23 protein-coding genes and 3 pseudogenes are annotated in these 20,257 nt (G+C 38.4%); 7 read left to right on the top strand and 19 right to left on the bottom strand.

All coding sequences use genetic code 11. The features are described 5' to 3' along the window. Positions 1-123: 123 nt before the first annotated feature. The 9 genes from NSU15_RS27190 to NSU15_RS27230 form a co-directional block, all read right to left on the bottom strand. A complete protein-coding gene (locus NSU15_RS27190) occupies positions 124-396 on the bottom strand; it encodes a hypothetical protein (protein WP_339288237.1) in 273 nt (90 codons plus the stop codon). A gap of 462 nt (positions 397-858) precedes the next feature. Further along, on the bottom strand, positions 859-1,299 hold the full coding sequence (locus NSU15_RS27195; RefSeq protein ID WP_339288239.1) for a MarR family winged helix-turn-helix transcriptional regulator: 441 nt from the start codon (positions 1,297-1,299) through the stop codon (positions 859-861). A gap of 73 nt (positions 1,300-1,372) precedes the next feature. Continuing rightward, positions 1,373-1,645, bottom strand: coding sequence for a hypothetical protein (locus NSU15_RS27200; RefSeq protein ID WP_339288241.1), 273 nt, complete (start codon positions 1,643-1,645; stop codon positions 1,373-1,375). Between the two features lie 22 nt (positions 1,646-1,667). Beyond that, positions 1,668-3,434 (bottom strand): arsenical pump-driving ATPase, encoded by a 1,767-nt coding sequence (gene arsA / locus NSU15_RS27205; RefSeq protein ID WP_339288242.1) that lies wholly within the window; start codon positions 3,432-3,434, stop codon positions 1,668-1,670. Positions 3,435-3,460: 26 nt separating this feature from the next. Continuing rightward, positions 3,461-3,814 carry an arsenic metallochaperone ArsD family protein gene (locus NSU15_RS27210; RefSeq protein WP_339288243.1) on the bottom strand — a complete coding sequence of 118 codons (354 nt, stop codon included), beginning with the start codon at positions 3,812-3,814 and terminating at the stop codon, positions 3,461-3,463. A 55-nt stretch (positions 3,815-3,869) separates the two neighbouring features. Then, positions 3,870-4,004 (bottom strand): hypothetical protein, encoded by a 135-nt coding sequence (locus tag NSU15_RS27215; RefSeq protein ID WP_339288244.1) that lies wholly within the window; start codon positions 4,002-4,004, stop codon positions 3,870-3,872. A gap of 226 nt (positions 4,005-4,230) precedes the next feature. After that, positions 4,231-5,292, bottom strand: coding sequence for an FAD-dependent oxidoreductase (locus NSU15_RS27220; RefSeq protein ID WP_339288245.1), 1,062 nt, complete (start codon positions 5,290-5,292; stop codon positions 4,231-4,233). 35 nt (positions 5,293-5,327) lie between these two features. Then, the gene (locus NSU15_RS27225; RefSeq protein ID WP_339288246.1) at positions 5,328-5,762 is read right to left on the bottom strand and encodes a MarR family transcriptional regulator; all 435 of its coding nucleotides are present in this window, start codon (positions 5,760-5,762) and stop codon (positions 5,328-5,330) included. A 30-nt stretch (positions 5,763-5,792) separates the two neighbouring features. Continuing rightward, on the bottom strand, positions 5,793-6,599 hold the full coding sequence (locus tag NSU15_RS27230; RefSeq protein WP_339288248.1) for a class I SAM-dependent methyltransferase: 807 nt from the start codon (positions 6,597-6,599) through the stop codon (positions 5,793-5,795). Positions 6,600-6,914: 315 nt separating this feature from the next. On the opposite strand from NSU15_RS27230, the gene NSU15_RS27235 reads away from it, so the two are divergent. The 3 genes from NSU15_RS27235 to NSU15_RS27245 all read left to right on the top strand — a co-directional run bounded on the left by NSU15_RS27235 (position 6,915) and on the right by NSU15_RS27245 (position 10,756). Beyond that, a complete protein-coding gene (locus tag NSU15_RS27235; RefSeq protein ID WP_339288249.1) occupies positions 6,915-7,283 on the top strand; it encodes a metalloregulator ArsR/SmtB family transcription factor in 369 nt (122 codons plus the stop codon). After that, on the top strand, positions 7,276-9,408 hold the full coding sequence (locus NSU15_RS27240; RefSeq protein WP_339288251.1) for a heavy metal translocating P-type ATPase: 2,133 nt from the start codon (positions 7,276-7,278) through the stop codon (positions 9,406-9,408). Before NSU15_RS27235 ends, NSU15_RS27240 begins: the two co-directional genes overlap by 8 nt. Positions 9,409-9,793: 385 nt before the next feature. Continuing rightward, positions 9,794-10,756 (top strand): arsenic resistance protein, encoded by a 963-nt coding sequence (locus NSU15_RS27245; protein ID WP_339288252.1) that lies wholly within the window; start codon positions 9,794-9,796, stop codon positions 10,754-10,756. A 133-nt stretch (positions 10,757-10,889) separates the two neighbouring features. On the opposite strand, the gene NSU15_RS27250 is transcribed toward NSU15_RS27245, so the two are convergent. From NSU15_RS27250 to NSU15_RS27290, 9 genes are all read right to left on the bottom strand, one after another. Beyond that, a complete protein-coding gene (locus tag NSU15_RS27250; protein ID WP_339288253.1) occupies positions 10,890-11,324 on the bottom strand; it encodes a dual specificity protein phosphatase family protein in 435 nt (144 codons plus the stop codon). 20 nt (positions 11,325-11,344) lie between these two features. Further along, complete coding sequence (locus NSU15_RS27255) at positions 11,345-11,626, bottom strand: iron-sulfur cluster biosynthesis family protein (RefSeq protein WP_076315881.1); 282 nt, start codon at positions 11,624-11,626, stop codon at positions 11,345-11,347. A gap of 22 nt (positions 11,627-11,648) precedes the next feature. Then, the gene (gene arsA, locus NSU15_RS27260; RefSeq protein ID WP_339288255.1) at positions 11,649-13,427 is read right to left on the bottom strand and encodes an arsenical pump-driving ATPase; all 1,779 of its coding nucleotides are present in this window, start codon (positions 13,425-13,427) and stop codon (positions 11,649-11,651) included. Between the two features lie 17 nt (positions 13,428-13,444). Beyond that, positions 13,445-13,807: an arsenite efflux transporter metallochaperone ArsD gene (arsD, locus tag NSU15_RS27265; RefSeq protein WP_339288256.1), complete on the bottom strand. Its 363-nt coding sequence runs from the start codon at positions 13,805-13,807 to the stop codon at positions 13,445-13,447. Positions 13,808-13,864: 57 nt separating this feature from the next. Further along, on the bottom strand, positions 13,865-14,284 hold the full coding sequence (arsC, locus tag NSU15_RS27270; RefSeq protein ID WP_339288257.1) for an arsenate reductase (thioredoxin): 420 nt from the start codon (positions 14,282-14,284) through the stop codon (positions 13,865-13,867). 56 nt (positions 14,285-14,340) lie between these two features. Beyond that, positions 14,341-15,399, bottom strand: a complete 1,059-nt coding sequence (arsB, locus tag NSU15_RS27275; protein ID WP_339288258.1) for an ACR3 family arsenite efflux transporter — start codon at positions 15,397-15,399, stop codon at positions 14,341-14,343. Between the two features lie 53 nt (positions 15,400-15,452). Beyond that, entirely contained in the window at positions 15,453-15,797 is a 345-nt protein-coding gene (locus tag NSU15_RS27280) for a metalloregulator ArsR/SmtB family transcription factor (RefSeq protein ID WP_339288259.1), read from the bottom strand. Positions 15,798-15,898: 101 nt separating this feature from the next. Then, positions 15,899-16,213 carry a metalloregulator ArsR/SmtB family transcription factor gene (locus tag NSU15_RS27285; protein WP_339291489.1) on the bottom strand — a complete coding sequence of 105 codons (315 nt, stop codon included), beginning with the start codon at positions 16,211-16,213 and terminating at the stop codon, positions 15,899-15,901. Positions 16,214-16,473: 260 nt separating this feature from the next. Beyond that, a complete protein-coding gene (locus tag NSU15_RS27290) occupies positions 16,474-16,899 on the bottom strand; it encodes an arsenate reductase ArsC (protein ID WP_339288260.1) in 426 nt (141 codons plus the stop codon). Between the two features lie 297 nt (positions 16,900-17,196). Between NSU15_RS27290 and NSU15_RS27295 the strand changes: the two are divergent. Then, positions 17,197-17,698 (top strand): annotated as a pseudogene (locus NSU15_RS27295) (arsinothricin resistance N-acetyltransferase ArsN1 family A). 109 nt (positions 17,699-17,807) lie between these two features. Continuing rightward, positions 17,808-18,167, top strand: coding sequence for a hypothetical protein (locus NSU15_RS27300; protein ID WP_339288262.1), 360 nt, complete (start codon positions 17,808-17,810; stop codon positions 18,165-18,167). A gap of 204 nt (positions 18,168-18,371) precedes the next feature. On the opposite strand, the pseudogene NSU15_RS27305 reads toward NSU15_RS27300, so the two are convergent. Beyond that, a pseudogene (locus tag NSU15_RS27305) lies at positions 18,372-18,551 on the bottom strand (universal stress protein); the annotation flags it as partial. On the opposite strand from NSU15_RS27305, the pseudogene NSU15_RS27310 reads away from it, so the two are divergent. Together NSU15_RS27310 and NSU15_RS27315 are read left to right on the top strand one after the other, a co-directional pair. Further along, a pseudogene (locus tag NSU15_RS27310) lies at positions 18,552-18,731 on the top strand (helix-turn-helix domain-containing protein); the annotation flags it as partial. It lies immediately after the preceding pseudogene. A 426-nt stretch (positions 18,732-19,157) separates the two neighbouring features. Next, complete coding sequence (locus tag NSU15_RS27315; protein ID WP_339288263.1) at positions 19,158-19,694, top strand: cupin domain-containing protein; 537 nt, start codon at positions 19,158-19,160, stop codon at positions 19,692-19,694. Positions 19,695-20,257: the final 563 nt, after the last annotated feature.

Genomic DNA, 20,257 nt, shown 5'->3' on the forward strand with positions numbered 1-20,257 from the left:
TTTTCTCGTCCATGACTGCCGATTTTTCTCTCATTGAGGTCATTCCAATACTTTTTATGAAGTCTGACCGATTTCACAACTTTTCATCATTATTTATCCCGTCTTATCAAAGTATGTTTATCTTCAATTCTTTGAGTTTATTCGACTTTTCAAATGCCCTATGAAGATCTGATTAGGATCAGAGGAATCGAATTCTCGATTTACGGCTTTATCAAGAGAATCAATTTCCTTAGCAAAATCGAAAGCATTCGGCCCAAACCCCAAACTTCTCTTTATCGGTCTATAGTATTTGATTAGAATCTCTTTAGCACGATCATCCTCATGTCCCATAAGCTTAAGTTCACGAATGACTTCTTTAATATAGGGTCTATTCAGCATGTGTCTCGAATTGATCATGAAATTACCACCCGTTTATTTTGAGTTAACGCCTATGTGAATAAGATTCACTTTTAATTTATAGTATCACTTAAATTACGATATTTAATTCCCATAAGAAACATTCAGCTCTAGTTGATATTATTATTGTATCTTAATGAGCCCTGATCAAAGCAACCCTACATTTATTTAAGCAAGTTGCACACGCCCTATTTGATTATTATGAAGCTCTCCATATAAAAGACTTCTTTCAGTAGATACCCACTAATAGAAGTCTTTAAGTTTTTATGACATTACGATTGTCTAAGAGTATTTAATCAATTTTCTCAAGTGATCATACTTTCGATATCTTCAGCTGCTATGTGATCGATCTGAGCTGCAGGATCATATAATTCCTTGGCTAATCAACAAAATTTCCTCACTAATTGAAAGACTTAGATGTTATGAATCATCAAAATGCAACGATACGATTGTTTCATATCCTTATGGTGAACAACACACTTTTGACTTAGCCATAGATTCATTAAGCAACTGAATGGAACGAATCACAGTTTGGCGCTCAAACTCATTCATATGCGAAAATACTTCCGTTAAATATGAATTCATTTGTTTATCAATCGTTTCAGCAATAAACATTCCTTCAACGGTTAGGGAAAGGACATAGATACGACGATCACTAGGATCTGGTGTCTTTTGTACAAGCTTCATTTTAACTAAAGTTTGGATCTGACGGCTAAATGTTGTAATATCTGTTCCAAGTGTATCGGCTACTTGCTGTATGCTAGGATTATGCTGTTTATCTATTTCATATAGGATGTGGCTCTGTATAGGAGAGATATCAATTCCACCCGCTGTACAGCATACTTTATTCAGTACTCCGAATCTCCGAGTCATAATCTGAAACATATCCCGCAAATTATCCAAGTGACTTACCTCCTGTCCTTTCCCTTAGTTATACTTTATTTATTTGCAATTTGCAAGTATTACATATTGGAATTTAACAGCAGCTAGATCCTTCATTCAGTATCACTAAATTCTCTTCATCTAAATCTAAAATAATGTTGTTTAAAACAGTAACTGTCTCTGGCTCTATCACAACTTGAATATCATTAATGATTTGAACCTGATCCTCTATTTTCGCATCATCCAATGCAAAGTTTACATTTGGACCACAACATCCTGAACTTGTTTGGGATATACGAAGGATCTTTCCTTCATTAACTTTCATGATGTTCTCAATGAATACCTTAGCACTATCCGTAATCTTCATAGCTTCTTCCTCCATTTCCTTTTTAGCTTGTTACTAATTGTTTAAGCGCTTTATAACCAATAATCTCTTGATTTTGCATTGGAATAACAGCAAATTTTCCATTGGATGTATCATTCACGCGCTGAATCCATGGTTGTTCTCCCAATGCTCTTGTGTGAAGAATTGGATCTTGGGTATGCGTCATGATCATACTCTGGTTCACAACCCACCACTTTGGTGTAATCCCAGCACGTTGTAGATCCACAGACAATCGTTCTGCCTCATAAACCGGTGTTGTCTCTGCAAGAGTTACAATAACAATACTTGTTTCTTGTTCATTCCGTAATCGAGGTAATAAGTTTTGAACAGATACAGGGACTTCACCTGAGGAATTCGCAATTTCTTTATGATAAGATTCGGTAGCATCGAGTAGAAGAAGTGTATGACCTGATGGAGCTGTGTCAATAACGACAATCTCATCGTTCGCACGCTCAACGATATTAGCAAAAGCACGAAATACTGCAATTTCTTCTGTACACGGAGAGTTTAGTTCTTCTTCTGCGTATGCAACACCTTGCTCATCCATGGTTTCACGTGCTCTTGTTAGAACTTCATCTCTATATTTTTTAACTTCTTCTTTTTGATCAATCTTACTCATCGAGATAAGGGACTTAATATCTTCATGCATAACATAATCCAGATGAGCAGCTGGATCTGTTGTTGTAAGATGCACCTTTTTATCGCGTTCTGCTAATCCAACAGCGATTGCACTAGCTACCGTTGTCTTACCAACGCCCCCTTTACCCATCGTGAAAACAACTCGTTGATTACGCTCCATAATATCATCAAGAATGGTCGTCAGATGAGGGTAATTAACGTCATTAATTTCCGAAGTGTGGTCTGGGATCATTTGAGTTTCAACAAAAAGTTTACGCACATTTCTAACACCCGTAATATTAAACGGCACCAGTGGGACAGCCCATGTTGGAAGTGTTTTTAATACTTCAGGGATACTGTTTAAAGCTGTTTTTTGACGAGAAGCAAAAGCTGCTGCAGTATCATCGGATAACATAGGATGATTCAGTAATCCGTTAATGATAAGCATTTGATTACGAATACCCGTTTCAGCTAGTTCCTTTGAAGCACGAGCGGCTTCTTCTAGTGGTGCAGTATCTGCTCTTGTGACGAGCACTAACGACGTTTGTTTTGGATTAGATAATACCTTAACCGTTTGCTCGTATACATCTTTCCGTTCATTTAGCCCAGCAAGCAATCCCATACTTGTGGTTCCTTCTGTACTATCCTCTAAGAACTCATTCCATGCATTGGGTAGTTGCAGCAATCTTAAAGTGTGTCCAGTTGGTGCTGTATCAAAAACGATATGATCGAATTCAGCTTGGATTTTCTTATCCGTCAACAGTGTAGAAAACTCATTAAACGATGCGATTTCTACTGTACATGATCCGGAAAGTTGTTCCTCCATTTGTTGAATGACCACATCAGGGAGCTTCCCACGATAAGGACCAACTACGCTTTCTCTATATTCTTGAGCCGCTTGATCAGGATCTAAATTTGCAACAAAAAGATTTTGAACCTCAGGTATTTCTTTGTAATGCATATCTAATTGCGTATTAAATACATCTTGTAAATTGGATGCAGGATCTGTGCTTACCAATAGAACTTTCTTTCCTTGATCTGCTAAAGAAATAGCTGTTGCACATGCTGTTGAGGTTTTACCAACTCCACCTTTGCCAGTGAAAAATAAATAAGGTGTAATATCAATTTTATTAACATCAAATAATGGAATCATCTGTAGTACCTCCTAAGCAGTTTTAATTATTTTCCTTTGATTTGAATATTCACCGTTTGTTTTTTTAATATCTCTTCGACGGAAATATTAAGCCATTCTGCAAGCTCTTCATTAGATGGGAAATCATGAGTTTTAATTACTTCTCCATTAACTAGCGTAATCGGTAGATTATTTAAATCAGCATCCATTAGCGTCTTTACTTGTTCATTAGAATTAAATACTTCTGTATGGCTTAATAAACTATATCTGTTAATGTCATATCCTTTTACAAATAAATTATTAGCAGCTGCAGAGAAACGAATGGAATTCATTTTAGCTTTGGGATCTGTAACGTTGGTTGAACAACATCCCCCTGAATCAAAAACATCAATTTTTTTCATGGTAGTGGTCTCCTTTTTCGATTCAAATCAATGATTTAACCATAAATACCAACAACTAATTCTCATCGGTAGGACAACAGCCCTTATCTTCGGATTCATAACAACACGATTGTTCATTCTTGATATTTACATTTGGTTGGGCATCTGGACAACAAGTATCATCTGTTTGCTTCACTGAATCATTAGTCATACTCTCACCTCCTAAGTTCGGTTCAGCTAATTATTTGCATCATGCAAATAATGAATGAGAAAAGACAAAGAAGATTTCTTTCCAGAGCATTCATATAAACCTAAAAAATATAAAATCGAATAGTTTAGTTCCTTATCGATATTTTCATTATAATGTTTTTATTTGCATTTTGCAAATAATATATCTAACCACTTCTTACCATCAATAAAATTTGTTAAGAAGTGGTTTATTGTTTTCCAAGGAACCGTGTTATATGTTGTACAACATATTTAGCATCTGCCCCTACGCCTCGTATCGTAGCTGAGGCAAATGAGCGTTGATTAGCCAACCCTACATAATACAGCCCCGGAACTTCCGTGCTCACACCGGCAACATGCAGAGGTCTGCCATCCATAGCAAGCGCACCAGTCTGATGAAGAAACGGAATATTAGGACGATAGCCCGTAGCAAATATCACACTGTCTGCGGGTTCTCTATCTCCATTCGCCCAGATGATACCTTTAGGATAAAAACCAGAGAACATTTGTTTTTGATTCGGATTGCCGTTGTGTATTTTCTTACGGTATCCACCAAGGTCGAATACTGAAATGGGACTTGGAGGTTTCTTGCCGATTCGATAGAAAGGAAATGTGTCAACTCCAGTCATCTTCAACCAGAAATGAAGATCAAGCCCTAGAAATCGTTGACGAGTAAATTTGACTGGATCTTGAACAGCTAAAGATACGGTGGCATAATCGGCCAGTTCTACTGCGATTTGAACGCCCGAGTTTCCCCGTCCCACAACGATAACACGCTGCTCACGAAACGGTTCAGGTTGTTTATATTCGGACGAATGAAGAAGGTTTCCTTGAAAAGATTCAGTTCCAAGAAGATTAGGAATATATGGACGATGAAAAGAACCCGATGCGCTAATAATCGATTTGCTTCGATATCTTTTGCCATTAAAAGTTATGATATCAAAGCCGCCATTGACAGCTTCGACTCGTTCCACTTTGCTATTTAACATTAATGGAAGTTTGAACTTCTCAGCGTATACACGTAGATAGGAGATGACCTCATCACGTAACGGGTACTCGTTTGAATCTTTGGGGAAAGCGAAACCTGGTAATGACGAATATCGTGCAGGAGAAAACAACTTAAGGCTATCATAATATTGTGGCCAAGCCCCCGCCGGCTGATCACCGGCTTCCAAGATCATGAAATCCAGTCCAGCCTTTTGCAAATGATAACCGGATGCGAGACCCGCCTGCCCACCACCAATGACAATGGTATCTACAACTTTGGACATTGTTGTTCATCCTTTCTTTTTAACCGAGTATGTAGTTAACAGCAGTTATTCTTATTTAACGCATAGATCAACAGTTCTAGGCTCTCTGTAACCTGCTCCCGTTTGTTCTCCGGGATATCATTCATAATCTTTCCAAAGTATGCATTAAGAACAGCACTAATTTGTTCATTTAAAACCTGTCCCTTGCTTGAAAGCATCAGCTTCACATAACGCCTATTGTTCGGATCAATAATTCTTTCAACCCAATGATCTGCTACTAAGTTATTTACCGTTCTGCTCATGGTGCTTTTATCCAGATTAAGTACATTAGCCAGATCTATGAGTGAGATTTCACCCGCAAACCCAATTTCCATAATAGCGTGGCATTGTCCGATCGTTGCTCCGCAACACATGAGTTGTGTTTTCTCTAGAGCACCAATGTTTTTATCGAATGCTCTCATTAAATTTCTCAGTACATCTACATTTTCCATGGTTTCACCTCAATAATGAATAGAGAAATATTACGAACCTTTTACCCCTTTATACAGGCTATATCCTATCTTGCCATCAAGCACAGCTTTGAAAAAAATCTTCTCGTTCTCCATGACTTTAAATACACCTTTAATTCCATGCTTCTGCACAATCCGTTTTAAGGTTATCAGTCTTTCGGGTATAGTAAGCAGCTTCGAACGATGCTTAACATCTCGATCTTTTCGAACCTTCCAGAATTTTTCTGGTTGTGACCATTCTTCGTACTCCGCAATAATGTTAACGACACCCGATTTTCTCAGCATTTCATTCCATTGCTCAAATTCCAAAGGAGTCGTTCCGTACCTTTCAGCCAGTTCTTCCTTCTCTTTTTCCGTGATTTGCTTTTTCCAGATGGATTCATGGATCACTATGGTGCCACCAGGTTTCACAACACGCACCATTTCATTCAGTACCTGTTCTGAATCATCCGGGATCCCAACCGCACATTCGTTAATCACTGCATCAAAGGTATCATCACCGAAGGGTAACGCCTGGGAATCTCCCTGACGGAAGGAGACACGGCCTGTCATACCAGCCAATTTAGCAGAGTTCGACGCGGACTCGATCATTTTTACAGAGATGTCTAATCCAGTCACCTGAACTCCATAGTTCTCTGCATAAAATATTGCTTGAGTTCCTCTTCCACTGGATACATCCAAAACCCACATCCCCTGCTTAAGCCCTGCAATCTCTGCTGTACGTTTAGTTAAAGCAAAGCCACCAGGATGCAGTGTTTCTATTCCACTAATTTCAATGGCATCCTCAATGGTTGGTTGATGTATTCCTTTTCTTTTCATCTTCATCCCTCCCCCTAAAAATGTAACACACAACTGTTGCATTTTAGAACAGTTTTAAAAAAGACTATATTCGTAAGGAGATAGTCTTCAAATGGTAAAAGTTTATGATTGTGACGGGTAAAAGGTCAGAAGAAAATAAAGTGTTAGACCCGGTTAATTGTAGCAACGTAAATAGAGGATGGTTAGTTCATTATATGAGCAAAGAATTAGGATACTAATTCTTTTTTTAATTTCATTCAAATGCTCACTTGAATGTTATCGAAAAAAGGGTATACTATATTCAAACCAACATTTGAATGATAATGGAGTGAGAAAATGGATAAAAAAGACACTTGTGAGATTTATTGTTACGATGAAGAAAAGGTTAGTCGTATACAAGGTGATTTGCAAAAGATTAATATATCTAAAGTTGCCCAATTGTTTAAAGCCATAGCAGATGAAAATAGAGCAAAAATCACCTATGCATTGTGTAAGGATGAAGAGCTATGTGTTTGTGATATAGCAAATATTATTGGATCAACGGTTGCGAATGCTTCCCATCACTTGCGAACACTTCATAAACAAGGGGTTGTGAAGTATAGAAAAGAAGGAAAATTGGCATTTTATTCATTAAACGATGAACAAATTAAACAACTAATTTTTATTGCTGTAGCACATGAGAAGGAGGATAAAGTAAATGTCTGATCAACAAACAAAATTATCCGAACAAGAAATGAAAACCTATAGGGTTCAAGGATTTACCTGTACAAACTGTGCAGCTATCTTTGAAAATAATGTTAAAGAGTTACCTGGTGTTCAGGATGCAAAAGTTAATTTTGGAGCGTCTAAAGTTTATGTTACAGGTACGACAACAATTGAAGAGCTTGAAAAAGCTGGATCATTCGAAAATTTAAAGATTCGTGATGAAAAAGAACAAAGAGTAGAGCGTGAACCCTTTTGGAAGCAAAAAGAAAACATAAAAGTATATATTTCTGCGATGCTGCTTGTTATTAGTTGGTTTTTAGGAGATCAATTTGGGGAAGAACATCTTCTTCCGATGATTGGTTATGCAGCGTCCATTTTAATTGGTGGATATTCACTATTTATTAAAGGTCTAAAAAATTTAAGCAGATTAAATTTCGATATGAATACGTTAATGACCATTGCTATTTTAGGGGCAGCGGTAATTGGTGAATGGGGTGAAGGAGCAACAGTTGTTATTCTTTTCGCTATCAGTGAAGCATTAGAGCGTTATTCAATGGATAAGGCTCGTCAATCTATTGAATCATTGATGGATATTGCTCCAAAGGAAGCATTAATTCGTCGTGGAAATGAAGAAATGATGATCCACGTTGATGATATTCAAGTCGGAGATATTATGATCGTAAAGCCTGGTCAAAAATTAGCCATGGACGGCACAGTCATTAAAGGAACTTCAACGTTAAATCAAGCTGCGATTACAGGTGAAAGTGTTCCAGTAACAAAAACAATTGATGACGAAGTGTTTGCAGGAACATTAAATGAAGAAGGATTGCTCGAAGTTCAAGTATCAAAACGAGTTGAGGATACTACGCTTTCTAAAATTATCCATCTTGTAGAAGAAGCTCAAGCAGAACGTGCACCTTCTCAAGCGTTCGTCGATAAATTTGCCAAATACTATACACCAGCTATTGTTATCTTGGCTCTGTTAATCGCTGTTGCTCCTCCTTTACTATTTGGCGGTGATTGGAGCGAATGGATTTATCAAGGTTTAGCTGTATTAGTGGTCGGTTGTCCATGTGCATTAGTTGTTTCAACTCCGGTTGCCGTCGTTACTGCAATTGGAAATGCTGCAAGAAATGGTGTTTTAATTAAAGGTGGTATCCATTTAGAAGAGGCAGGAGCCCTTAAAGCGATTGCTTTTGATAAGACAGGGACATTAACAAAAGGTATTCCTGCAGTAACAGACATAGTGACGTATAGTGGAAATGAAAGTGAATTAATGACGGTAACTGCAGCCATAGAAAAAGGATCGCAACATCCACTCGCTTCGGCCATCATGAGAAAAGCAGAACAAAATGGATTGAACTTTAATAGTGTTTCAGTTGAAGAGTTCCAATCTATTACAGGTAAAGGCGTAAAAGCAATAGTATATAATCAAATGTATTATGTTGGAAGTCCAAATCTTTTTGAAGAACTGCATCAAACAATAGATAGTTCAATTAAAGAAAAAATCACTCATATGCAAACAGAAGGAAAAACCGTAATGGTGTTAGGAACGGAAAAAAAGATCCTTTCATTAATCGCCGTAGCAGATGAAATGAGAGAATCCTCCAAAGAAGTTATCACTAAATTGAATAATATTGGAATCGAGACAGTGATGCTGACAGGTGATAACCAAAGAACCGCCGCAGCAATTGGAAAAAAAGTTGGTGTTTCTGATATTAAAGCTGACTTACTACCCGAAGATAAGTTGAATTTTATTAAAGAACTTCGAACAAAGCATCATAGTGTGGCAATGGTCGGGGATGGCGTGAACGATGCACCAGCACTTGCAGCTTCCACTGTTGGTGTAGCGATGGGTGGTGCCGGGACTGATACAGCCTTAGAAACGGCTGATATTGCATTAATGTCTGATGATTTAAGTAAATTGCCATATACCATTAAATTGAGCCGTAAAGCTTTAGTCATCATTAAACAAAATATTACCTTCTCTTTAGCGATTAAATTAGTGGCATTGCTGTTAGTTATGCCTGGTTGGTTAACGCTATGGATAGCGATATTTGCCGATATGGGAGCAACGTTGATTGTGACATTAAACAGTTTAAGGTTATTAAAGGTTAAAGAATAAATGTAGTTATGTAATCAAGGCAGTAATCCGATAAGTTAACAGGAGACGATAGTTAAACATAAAGGGTTCCACATATTATACATGACTAATATGCGGAACCCTTTATTATATTTGGCTTTCCTAAATTTAGGTCTTGATAAACTAGGAAAATAAAGTACTCGACTGGCGAGGGTATTAAACTAACAGGCAGGATAGTTGAATAATAAAAACACATTATAGAAAAATGAATTGTTCATTGTAGTAATAATGAAAGAGGATACCTCCAAAATATAGTACATATAATTCGACTCGGGCTTTAAACCACACTTTTAATAATAGCAAATAGAAGAACATCTACAAAGTATCATGTGTGATATAATTCTGATAAAAAAGAGGAGCGTGTGAGGTGTTTTCGAGGGAAAGCTTAGAAAAGAACCAAATTGGCGTATACGCAGTAGCTTTAATTGTTGGGGGGATTGTTGGATTGGTAACTCCACGAATTGGTGGCTTCATGGAGCCTTTGGTTTCCTTTGCGATTGCTGTCCTTTTATTCAGTATGTTTTGTCAAATTCCATTTCTTAAACTAAGGAAGGCAGTCTCTAATGGACGCTTCATAGGGGCTTTGCTGATTGTAAATTTTATTTTAATCCCCTTGCTTGTATTCTTATTAATTAAGATTTTCCCTCAGCCAAGCCCAGTTTTAATCGGAGTTTGCTTGGTACTTCTAACTCCGTGTATAGACTATGTCATTGTCTTTACTCAATTGGGCAAAGGGAATGAAAAGTTAATTCTTGCGACTACACCACTACTTTTTGTTGTACAAATGATTATGTTACCTATTTACCTTTGGCTGTTCATTGGTGCTGAGACATCCCAAATAGTAAGAATTGGTCCATTTATTGAAGCTTTTGTTTATTTAATTATTGTCCCTTTATTACTTGCATTAGCTGTCCAATTATTAGCTAAAAAAAGGGCTTATGGCATTAAAACGCTGGACCTTACAGCGTGGTTGCCTGTTCCACTCATGGCACTCGTACTCTTGTTGGTGATAGGCTCTCAAATTGACAGGATTGTAAAGGATTTCAATATAATTATCGCAGTGATTCCAATTTTTGCATTATTCCATATAATCTCTCCAGTAATATCAAGAACGATATCATTTGTTTTTCGTTTGGAGCCATCAGACGGAAGAGCACTTATTTTTAGCGCAGGAACTCGCAACTCGCTTGTTGTACTTCCCCTTGCCCTTACCTTACCAGGGGAGATGGCAACAATAGCAGCATCTGTGATAGTAACCCAAACAGTAATTGAATTAATCGCGGAGCTTATATATATAAAGTTAGTGCCGAATTTTATTTACCGAGATTAAAAGGTATGCAAATTAAAGTTTCAGATATTTGCACTAACGGGGAAGGTTAGTACAATGAAACAGCGACAGTCTAGGACTTTATTTACTCGTCCTTTGCTATCGCTGTTTTAATTTCTAGGTTTAGTCAAATATTTTATTTTCTGCTGACATAAAAACCTCTCAACACATCACGCATTTCTTGCTTGATATTAATGTCTGGACGTTTTTCTTTGGCCAAAGCTTCCGCTTCTTCCACGGTAGAAGCCATTTCTAGTTCAAGTAAAACTCCAGTGGCTACTGTTCCTGTGCGATTGCGCCCACCTGCACAATGAAAATACACCGTCTTTCCACTGTTCACTGCGTCTGTAACCGCCTGAATAGCTGCTTTCACATAAGACCCTTGCCCTGCTTCATCCTCTACGATGGGGAAATGATGACGGGTTACTTCGGCTGGAAAGCCTTCTGCCTCCGTTCCGTTATCTCTCAGATCAAACACATCTGTAATCTGATTCTCTTTAAGTGCTTCAAGTAAAGCGTTCTCTCCACCAATATATACTTTATTCTCGATAAGTGTATGATAATTTGCCATAATAGCTCTCTCCTGTCGGCTTAACAGCAGTTGCTGCCGCCACTCATAGTTAGTCCTGCGCCTTGCTCATCCTCTACAAAATCAAGGACAAGTCCGCTGATTTGGTCAGCCACCTGGGAATCAACCGCAATTTGAATATGATTTACTACACTCACCACATCATTTTCTTGCGGTTTCTCAAGCGACAACTGGTAACTGGGTCCACAGCATCCTGCTCCGGAATATGCAAACCGCAATGTGGAGACCCCTGCCTCCTTCATCATGTTCTCAATAAACTGCTTCGCTTCATCAGTGATCGTCATCTTTCCTCACTCACTCTCTTTGCTATCTTGAGGTATTTCCTGTCAAGGCCTTCAATTGTTCATAGCCTGTAATTTCATCCGGTTGCCACGGAATAATTGCCATATGACCGTTAGAGATTTGATTAACCTTACTAATCCATTGCAGTTCAGCATGAGCACGCGCATTCAGGACTTTGTCATTTGTTCCTGCAGCAGCAAAACTTTGGTTGACAGCCCACCATTTTGTTGGGATGCCGGCACGCTTCAGATCACTTTCCAAACGTGAGGCTTCATAAAAAGGAGTTGCCTCCGCTAGCGTGACGATCACGACACTGGTTTCCTTCGGATTACGAAGACGAGGGAGCAAATTTTGAACGGAATCCGGAATCCATCCAGAGGAACGGGCGATTTCTTTATGATACTCCTGAGTTGCATCAAGCAATAACAAGGTGTGTCCTGTCGGCGCCGTGTCAATCACTACGATTTCCTCTTCTGAATGTTCAACCAAATCGGCAAAAGCCCTAAAAACAGCGATTTCTTCTGTGCACGGCGATCTTAAATCTTCTTCTAGAAAAGCGAGTCCCTCTTCATCAAGCGAATCTGCATTTTGTTGAATGACCGCAGCTTGGTATCTCTCTAGTTCGATTTTAGGATCGACTCGACTGAGTGTGATGCGATCTGAATTCTCTCCAAAAACATACTCTAGATGGGCGGCGGGATCAGTCGTACTGAGGTGGACCCGGTGTCCACGTTCTGCAAGCCCTACAGCAATCGCAGAAGCTACTGTGGATTTCCCTACGCCTCCTTTACCCATTGTAAAGATTACCCGAATTCCACTTTCATTGAGCTCATTAATCAAACCACCTAGATCCGGAAGGGAACTATCAATCTCCACAGCAGTTACTTTTTCTGTAGATGTCAACGGATCCGATTGGAAAAGATTACGTAAGCTTTCAAGTCCAGTCACGTTAAATGGAGCTAATGGAATAACATAATTCGGCAGTTCCTGGAGTTCAGCAGGCAATTGTTCCAAAGCCCGCTGCTGCCTGTTATAGAACCCTTTAGATACAGAGTCCTCTTCGCTGTGAGATAATAGCAAACCATTAATGACCAGCATTTGGTTCTTGATACCTGTTCCCCGAAGTTCTGACGATGCACGTGCTGCTTCCATTAGCGGAGATTGTTCCGGACGGGTAACCAGAATTAGCGTCGTCATTTCACCATCTGATAAGGTGCGGACGGCTTCGTTATATAGTGTTTTTTTGGATTCTAAACCAGCCAGAGGCCCCAGACAAGATGCACCATGCGTACTTTCATCCAGAAATCCACTCCACGCCGATGGCAATTGTAATAAACGCAGTGTATGACCTGTAGGTGCGGTATCAAACAGAATATGATCAAATTGAGACTTTAATTGTTCATTAGTAAGCAGCGTCGTAAATTCATCAAAAGCTGCAATTTCAACGGTACATGCACCGGATAGCTGTTCTTCCATGGTGCTGATAACTGAATCAGGTAGGACTCCACGATACGGGGCAACAACTTTCATTTTATACTCTTCCGCAGCGGACTCCGGATCTAAATTTGCGACAAAAAGATTGGGCACACCTTCAATTGCGACGGGTTGATTGGACAACTCCAGGCCGAAGACATCTTGCAAATTAGAGGCCGGATCGGTACTCACGAGCAGAACCCGTTTACCGGCGTCCGCTAAGGCAACTGCTGCTGCACAAGCAGTTGAAGTCTTCCCAACGCCACCTTTACCTGTAAAGAAAAAATATGGCGTTTTCAGGATGGTATGTGGATCGAACCGAATAGACATGTTGACCCTTCTTTCGTTTATTGTGACTTCACTTTTAGTTCTAGACGCACTCTAGGCTTCATCGTAAGTTCAGAAGCCGGAATCCCTGTCCAGTTCTCTAACTCTTCATTAGTAGGATAACCTTGTTTCTTAACGACCTGACCATCTATCATAATTACAGGCAATACATCTGGACCTTCATCAGTCAGTAATTGTTTAACAACTTCATTCGCAACAAAAGCAGCCGGCTCACTGGACAAGTTATAACGGGAAACATTGACGCCCCTTTTCTTCAGGTTATGCACCACTGCAGAGATCCGAATTAATTCCGGATCAACACTCGGACCACATACTCCTGTGGAACAACACATCGCTGGATCATAGATTTCAATAGAGTTCATATATTTAATCTCCTTTCTGTAGAAAAAAGCCGGGATTTCTCCCGGCTGGACTATTCCTTATTCGCCGGTTTCAGCAAATTGTTTAATTCGTGCTCCGACCTGATCACGGACCTGCTGGAATACAGCCCATTTCGCTTCGTCAGTTCCTTGCGCTTTCGCAGGATCATCAAATCCCCAGTGTTCCCGTTTCACTTTTGGAGGTGTAATCGGGCACTTATCAGCAGCGTCTCCACACAAGGTAATCACCAGATCAGCGTTATTTAATAGCTCTGAATCAATAATATCGGATGTCTGAGACGTGATATCAATTCCTACTTCATTCATAGCTTTCACTGCTTTAGGGTTAAGACCATGTGCTTCGATACCTGCACTGTAAATATTCCACTCATCACTGAGGTATTTCTTTGCCCAGCCTTCAGCCATCTGGCTCCTGCAAGAGTTTCCAGTACACAAAAAGTAAATTGTTTTCTTTTCCATGAAAGATAATCTCCTTTATATTGAAGGTAATAGTAACTATATTTTTGGTGCTTTGTTTAGGCAGCAGGTGACGGTTTATTAAAGTACTTCTTTCCGAACCATAAAGAGACGTTTACAAGCCCGATAAGAACAGGCACCTCAACAAGCGGTCCGATAACAGCGGCAAATGCCGCCCCTGAATTTAATCCGAACACACCGATGGCCACTGCAATACCCAGTTCAAAATTATTGCTGGCTGCAGTAAAAGAAAGTGAGGCTGCTACCGGATAAGAAGTTCCCGCTTTTTTGGACATCCAGAAGGACAAGAAAAACATAATGACGAAGTATATTAATAATGGTATAGCGATTCTAACGACATCCATAGGTAGCTGAATCATTAAATCTGCTTTAAGTGAAAACATCAACACGATTGTAAATAAGAGGGCAATCAAAGTAAGAGCACCAATCTTTGGCAAGAAAACCTTCTCGAACCAAACCTCACCCTTTGTCTTCAGTGCAATCACTCGCGTCAATATTCCAGCTGCAAATGGAATACCCAAGTAAATCATTACGCTTTCCGCAATTTGCCCCATCGTAATATCAACGACTGCTCCCTGTACGCCAAACCATCCGGGCATTACAGTGATGAACAAATATGCAAAGACGGAATAAAAAATGATTTGGAAAATGGAGTTAAAAGCCACTAAACCTGCTGTATATTCCGGGTCGCCTTTTGCCAGATCACTCCATACGAGAACCATAGCGATACATCGAGCCAAACCTATCATGATTAATCCAATCATGTATTCCGGCATATCGCTCAGAAATAAGATGGCTAACAGAAACATTAATACTGGACCGATAATCCAGTTCTGCACCAAGGAGAGCAGTAGGACTTTCCAATCCTTAAATACTCTTCCCAGTTTCTCAAACTTCACTTTAGCAAGCGGTGGATACATCATCAGAATCAATCCCACGGCTATAGGAATTGAAGTCGAACCGACCTGCATCTTCGATAAACCTTCCGAAAAGCTAGGTATCAAAAAGCCGATCAATATCCCAATTCCCATTGCCGCAAAGATCCATAAGGTTAAATAACGATCCAAGAAAGACAACTTTTTTTCTCTTTGACTCATATTGTTCAATCTCCTTTGATAAGTTTTCCTTATCACTTAAATCCTTGCACGTATTAATTACAAGAAATTCTAAGACCTTTCTTATCGAGCTCTTCCAATTCATGATCTTGTGAAGGAACAAAGTTCATCAATTTCTGGATTAACTCATTATGATTACTATTAGAATTAATTGAATAAAAAATCCATTGACCCTTCCGATTTTCCTTTACCAGACCTGCATCCTTTAGTTTGCGTAAATGCTGACTGACAGACGGTTGACTCGTTTTGAAAACTTCGACAAGTTCGCATACACAGCATTCTTGCTTCTCCAACAATTTCATCATGGTAAGCCTCGTTTTATCCCCCAAAAGCTTTAAAACCAGTGATACTTCTTCCAAATCATCTAGAGCAAAACTCATATTCCGTTCCTCCTTTTCCTTCATCATTATATAATCATATGCTTATATAAGCAATAGGTAATATATAAATCAGACTCTGAGGTCAGACTTAAGTCATTCGATTAATCACAATCAGCCTCAGTATAGTTCTCTTTTAACAAAGACAGCAACGTCTGAGTATCGGGCAAGGTATCTAGAACGGTTTGAATAAAGGGTTTATCATCCACATCAAGTGAATAGTATACCCATTGTCCACGTCTTCTTTCCTTAACCATTCCCAGCGCCTTTAATTTTCTTAAATGTTGGCTGACATTGGGCTGAGTCATATCTAAGATCCCCGCTAGATCACACACACACCATTCTTTATCTTTCAATAGTCCCATTATTGTGAGTCTGGTTTTGTCACCTAATAATTTCAGTTTTTCAGCCATTTCCATATCGAACATATACACAGTCCCCTCAAGATTACGAACAAAATAATATATAAATATATAACCATATATTATTGTTTGATTCCTTCAAAATCAAGAAAGGCTATTTCTGTAGATAAATGCCCTTAATTCGAGAACCTCTTTTTATTCTTATGGTTTGCCGTGAATAATCGTTCGATTAACTGTTTTCTATTAAAATTAGCTCATCCCACATGATCACAACTGAATGTACGATGATACTACACCCGATATCGATACAAACATCTTTATTCGTTAACTGGTATTTTCATTTCCTTCAATAGTGCAATAACTTTCTGTTGGATTTCGTCCCTTGCAGCTCTTACGTCTCCCAGAAGACCATCACGTGTTAACGGATCAGTAACATTCCATTGAACATTTTTGATGGCAAAGGGCACGATTGGACATTTTTCATTAACTTGTTCACATAACTTTACAATGACTTTCGATTGCATAAACGTTTTCATATCAATTGTTTTTGAGCTTTTGTTTGAAATATCAATTCCTATTTCCTTCATGACTTCAATGGTATAAGGATGGATATCTCCGGATTCAAGCCCCGCACTTTCAGCGACCACATGATTACCACCATAATGTCTGGCAAAAGCCTCAGCTATTTGACTTCGGCAACGATTCTGGATACAAAGAAAATAAAGACGAATTGGTTGTTGCATCTTCTCAGCCCCTTTCTATTTGTATATAATTATATAATTAAATTGTTATATTTAAATCGTACTTTGTGTTAACGCAATGTAAAACAACAGTATATAATTATTCTATAATCCTGATTTGGCAATCTGAATTTTTCCAATTATATTTTGCAACTTTTAGAATTATACTATTTATGAGGTTTAAATAGACACCTGATGCTAATGATTGAAGACACATACCCTATCTCTCCTTCACAAAGAGCAACGGTAGTTACAACCATAAATCAGCAAATGACTTAAATTCAGAAGGAGTGTTCAGATATGTCTACACTCAACGTTCGTCATGCAACATTACAGGATTTGAAAAGTATTCTTCGGATTTACAATCAGGGTATCGAAGATCGGATTGCTACCCTTGAAACCGAGGAAAATGATTCGGCTTTTATGGAGGGATGGTTCCAAAATCACCGAGGTCGCTACAGCATTTTAGTAGCTGTAAGAGAAGACGAGGTGATAGGCTGGGCCTCTCTTAACCCCTATTCCCATCGGTGCGCCTATAACGGCGTTGCAGACCTCTCAATTTATATTGATCGTCACTTTCGTGGACAAGGTATAGGAAATACTAAATACCCTCCTAGAAGTCTTGGAAAAATCTGCACTGGAACAAGAATTTTATAAAATTGTACTATTTACCTTTCCATTCAATCAAGCAGGTCAAATGTTATATCAAAAAAGGGGCTATCGGCAGGTTGGAGTTTTTGAGAAACAAGGAGTTATGGATGGAGCTTTTATAGATGTGTTGATTATGGAAAAACTGTTGTAATCAACAAAAAATATAATCATATCTCTGCTTTGAATAGGTCTGTCTATCAACTACTTTCTGTGTAAGTAAAGCCGATATTCTCATCGAATGATAAATGAGGTGTTACAACATGAGCTTAATTTTTTTTGATCACCGTGAAATAATTGCTAAAAACTTGGTGACCTTCCTTCGGCAGAAAGGTTATTCCAAATTGTCTTTATCTAAACTAACAGACATCTCCCGAGCTACCATAGATCAGATTATCAAAGGAAAATGCCTAAACTCCATGGAGTATAATAAGCAAATTGAAAAGATTAATATAACATTTGAACTTTCAGATAACTATTTTATAACCCCTCTCATTTCTATAAATCCAATAACGTATACTTACTCAGATCAGTGTGCTGACCCAGAGAAAAGTACAGAAGTTAAAGAATTGTTGGATGGCTTGAATAACGTTCTTGATATTTATTCTCTTTACTTAAAGTAAGTAGGTGATTATAAGCAAAAAACGCATTGAAAATCTAGACGAAACCATTGGACGTTTTTTTGGAGATTAACGCGTAACGTTAGTGCTTGTGATCCTGATCCTTGAAGATTTATTCCATCAATCGGCTTGATTCCAGAATCAAAAGATCCAACCTCGACACTCGTCGGGGATGGATCTTTAATTTTAAGTAAAAGCAAGCTTTTGCTATTTTATTATCATTAAAGGACAATGCACTCTTTTTACAACCTTATGGCTGACACTTCCTAGAACCATCTCTTGGAGCGCATTTAATCCCCGGCTTCCGATGATAACCATCTCCACTTTTTCCTTATTGGCATATTCAATGATTGTCGGGCCTGGTTCTCCATGCAGAATCTTTAATTTACCAAAAGAGGACTCTTTGAAGCGAAGCAAAAGGGGAATGTTCCCGGGCGACCCCGGAAAGCTGATGAAAACGTGGAGAAAGCGATCCTTATGTATCAGTCCAGAAACTATACACTCACTGAGATTAAAGAACAAACCGGAATCAGCAAATCCACCTTGTACCGGTATTTAGAGAACTAATTGACTTCGGTGATCGATATTGAACATTGAACTCATACATTACTTCGATCTAATTATTTTCTGAATAAGGTGTTATTACTCCAGTTCAGCATTTTCTTTTCACCTCTTCATGAAAAAATCATATTGATTGTTCTCACTAAATACACCTACCCTGAAGTGAAATATGTTAGAACTGGACGGTATACTAAAAACATCCGAGCGAATTTCAGAGGTCTATCCTGATTTTCGCTCGGATGTTTTTTAGTATTGAGAGGTAGACTTTGTAGGATAGGGCGAAGAATTAAATTAGGATGTCTACAAGACTTCTCCATCTAGTTTGTCTTGTCATCATTTAGGCTCTTGCCCATATTTTTAGGTTTTGCACTCCTTTATATAGGCAACTACATATGATAAAAGTAAACACTAAATCTAAAGAGGAGAATGAGTATGTATCATAAATCATGTCATCACTATCACTGGCATAATCCTATGCATAACAGCAGTAATAAAAACAATCAGGGTTATCATCCTCAATATAATTGGAATAATACCAATAGTAATCCCTATGAGATAATGAATTTAAGAGATTATGGACAATGTCCACTTGTAATAAATATTGACCAGGCAGCAAAGCAAAACAATACTTACCGGACCGCATTATGGACAGGGAATTATTTTCAAGTGACTTTGATGAGTATCAATATTGGCGATGATATCGGATTAGAGGTCCATCCGACAACTGATCAATTCATACGTATAGAAGAAGGTCAGGGATTTGTTCAAATGGGTGATAGGAAAGATAATTTGGATTTCCAAGTGATGGCCTATGATGACTATGCAATTATGATACCTGCTGGAAAATGGCACAATATAACCAATACAGGGAATAGTCCCCTTAAAATTTATGTTATCTATGCACCGCCTGAGCATCCATATGGAACAGTTCATGAAACAAAAGCAATTGCAATGTCTGCTGAAGGATAGCTAAATCACGGTCCGGAACCAGCTATGAAGGAATTAGGATGCTAATCCGAATTTATCCTTTTTATAACGGCATAATTTCAAATCTATTATATACTTATTCTCTTCTTTATCTTCTGACTTTAATCCCCTAAGTGTATTTATTATTTCGATTCTTCTTGTTCTAGTCTCGCATAGTAAAGTCTATTGTTATCGAACCATATTATTTCAAAATAATAATCATTTTACATTAAAATCGAAATTTTTTCTTACTGCCATAACAGCTTCCAACGAAGGCTGTACTTATCTTGTTCCAATTCACTCAATGTACCTTGGGAAATACCAATCAAAACGAAGGTTTGACCTGACTCAGTTTGTTGATTTTTCTGATGTTTTTTATTTTATCACCAAGAGTTTTCACTCTTTCACCTCCTATATAAATAAAAAAACAGTCCCGAGGAAGGTAAGTTCTTCTTCGGGACTGTTAGTATGAAGTATTTAATTTAGTCTTAGATGACTGTTTAACTATAATTTTTCTAAATTAAGCATAAAACTTTATTGTCTAGAACAAAACCTTATTGTCATGA

Origin of the sequence: Paenibacillus sp. FSL E2-0201 (assembly GCF_037963325.1) — a bacterium.
Classification (GTDB): Bacteria; Bacillota; Bacilli; order Paenibacillales; family Paenibacillaceae; genus Paenibacillus_AQ.

Coding starts and splice junctions, on each gene's coding strand:
- NSU15_RS27235 (WP_339288249.1), top strand. CDS start 6,915: ATGGATAAAAAAGACACTTGTGAGATTTATTGTTACGATGAAGAAAAG.
- NSU15_RS27290 (WP_339288260.1), bottom strand. CDS start 16,899: ATGCAACAACCAATTCGTCTTTATTTTCTTTGTATCCAGAATCGTTGC.
- arsA (WP_339288255.1), bottom strand. CDS start 13,427: ATGTCTATTCGGTTCGATCCACATACCATCCTGAAAACGCCATATTTT.
- NSU15_RS27315 (WP_339288263.1), top strand. CDS start 19,158: ATGTATCATAAATCATGTCATCACTATCACTGGCATAATCCTATGCAT.
- NSU15_RS27225 (WP_339288246.1), bottom strand. CDS start 5,762: ATGGAAAATGTAGATGTACTGAGAAATTTAATGAGAGCATTCGATAAA.
- arsC (WP_339288257.1), bottom strand. CDS start 14,284: ATGGAAAAGAAAACAATTTACTTTTTGTGTACTGGAAACTCTTGCAGG.
- NSU15_RS27300 (WP_339288262.1), top strand. CDS start 17,808: ATGAGCTTAATTTTTTTTGATCACCGTGAAATAATTGCTAAAAACTTG.
- NSU15_RS27285 (WP_339291489.1), bottom strand. CDS start 16,213: ATGGAAATGGCTGAAAAACTGAAATTATTAGGTGACAAAACCAGACTC.
- NSU15_RS27190 (WP_339288237.1), bottom strand. CDS start 396: ATGATCAATTCGAGACACATGCTGAATAGACCCTATATTAAAGAAGTC.
- NSU15_RS27240 (WP_339288251.1), top strand. CDS start 7,276: ATGTCTGATCAACAAACAAAATTATCCGAACAAGAAATGAAAACCTAT.
- NSU15_RS27200 (WP_339288241.1), bottom strand. CDS start 1,645: ATGAAGATTACGGATAGTGCTAAGGTATTCATTGAGAACATCATGAAA.
- NSU15_RS27280 (WP_339288259.1), bottom strand. CDS start 15,797: ATGAGTTTTGCTCTAGATGATTTGGAAGAAGTATCACTGGTTTTAAAG.
- arsD (WP_339288256.1), bottom strand. CDS start 13,807: ATGAACTCTATTGAAATCTATGATCCAGCGATGTGTTGTTCCACAGGA.
- NSU15_RS27220 (WP_339288245.1), bottom strand. CDS start 5,292: ATGTCCAAAGTTGTAGATACCATTGTCATTGGTGGTGGGCAGGCGGGT.
- NSU15_RS27210 (WP_339288243.1), bottom strand. CDS start 3,814: ATGAAAAAAATTGATGTTTTTGATTCAGGGGGATGTTGTTCAACCAAC.
- NSU15_RS27250 (WP_339288253.1), bottom strand. CDS start 11,324: ATGGCAAATTATCATACACTTATCGAGAATAAAGTATATATTGGTGGA.
- arsA (WP_339288242.1), bottom strand. CDS start 3,434: ATGATTCCATTATTTGATGTTAATAAAATTGATATTACACCTTATTTA.
- NSU15_RS27215 (WP_339288244.1), bottom strand. CDS start 4,004: ATGACTAATGATTCAGTGAAGCAAACAGATGATACTTGTTGTCCAGAT.
- NSU15_RS27255 (WP_076315881.1), bottom strand. CDS start 11,626: ATGACGATCACTGATGAAGCGAAGCAGTTTATTGAGAACATGATGAAG.
- NSU15_RS27230 (WP_339288248.1), bottom strand. CDS start 6,599: ATGAAAAGAAAAGGAATACATCAACCAACCATTGAGGATGCCATTGAA.
- arsB (WP_339288258.1), bottom strand. CDS start 15,399: ATGAGTCAAAGAGAAAAAAAGTTGTCTTTCTTGGATCGTTATTTAACC.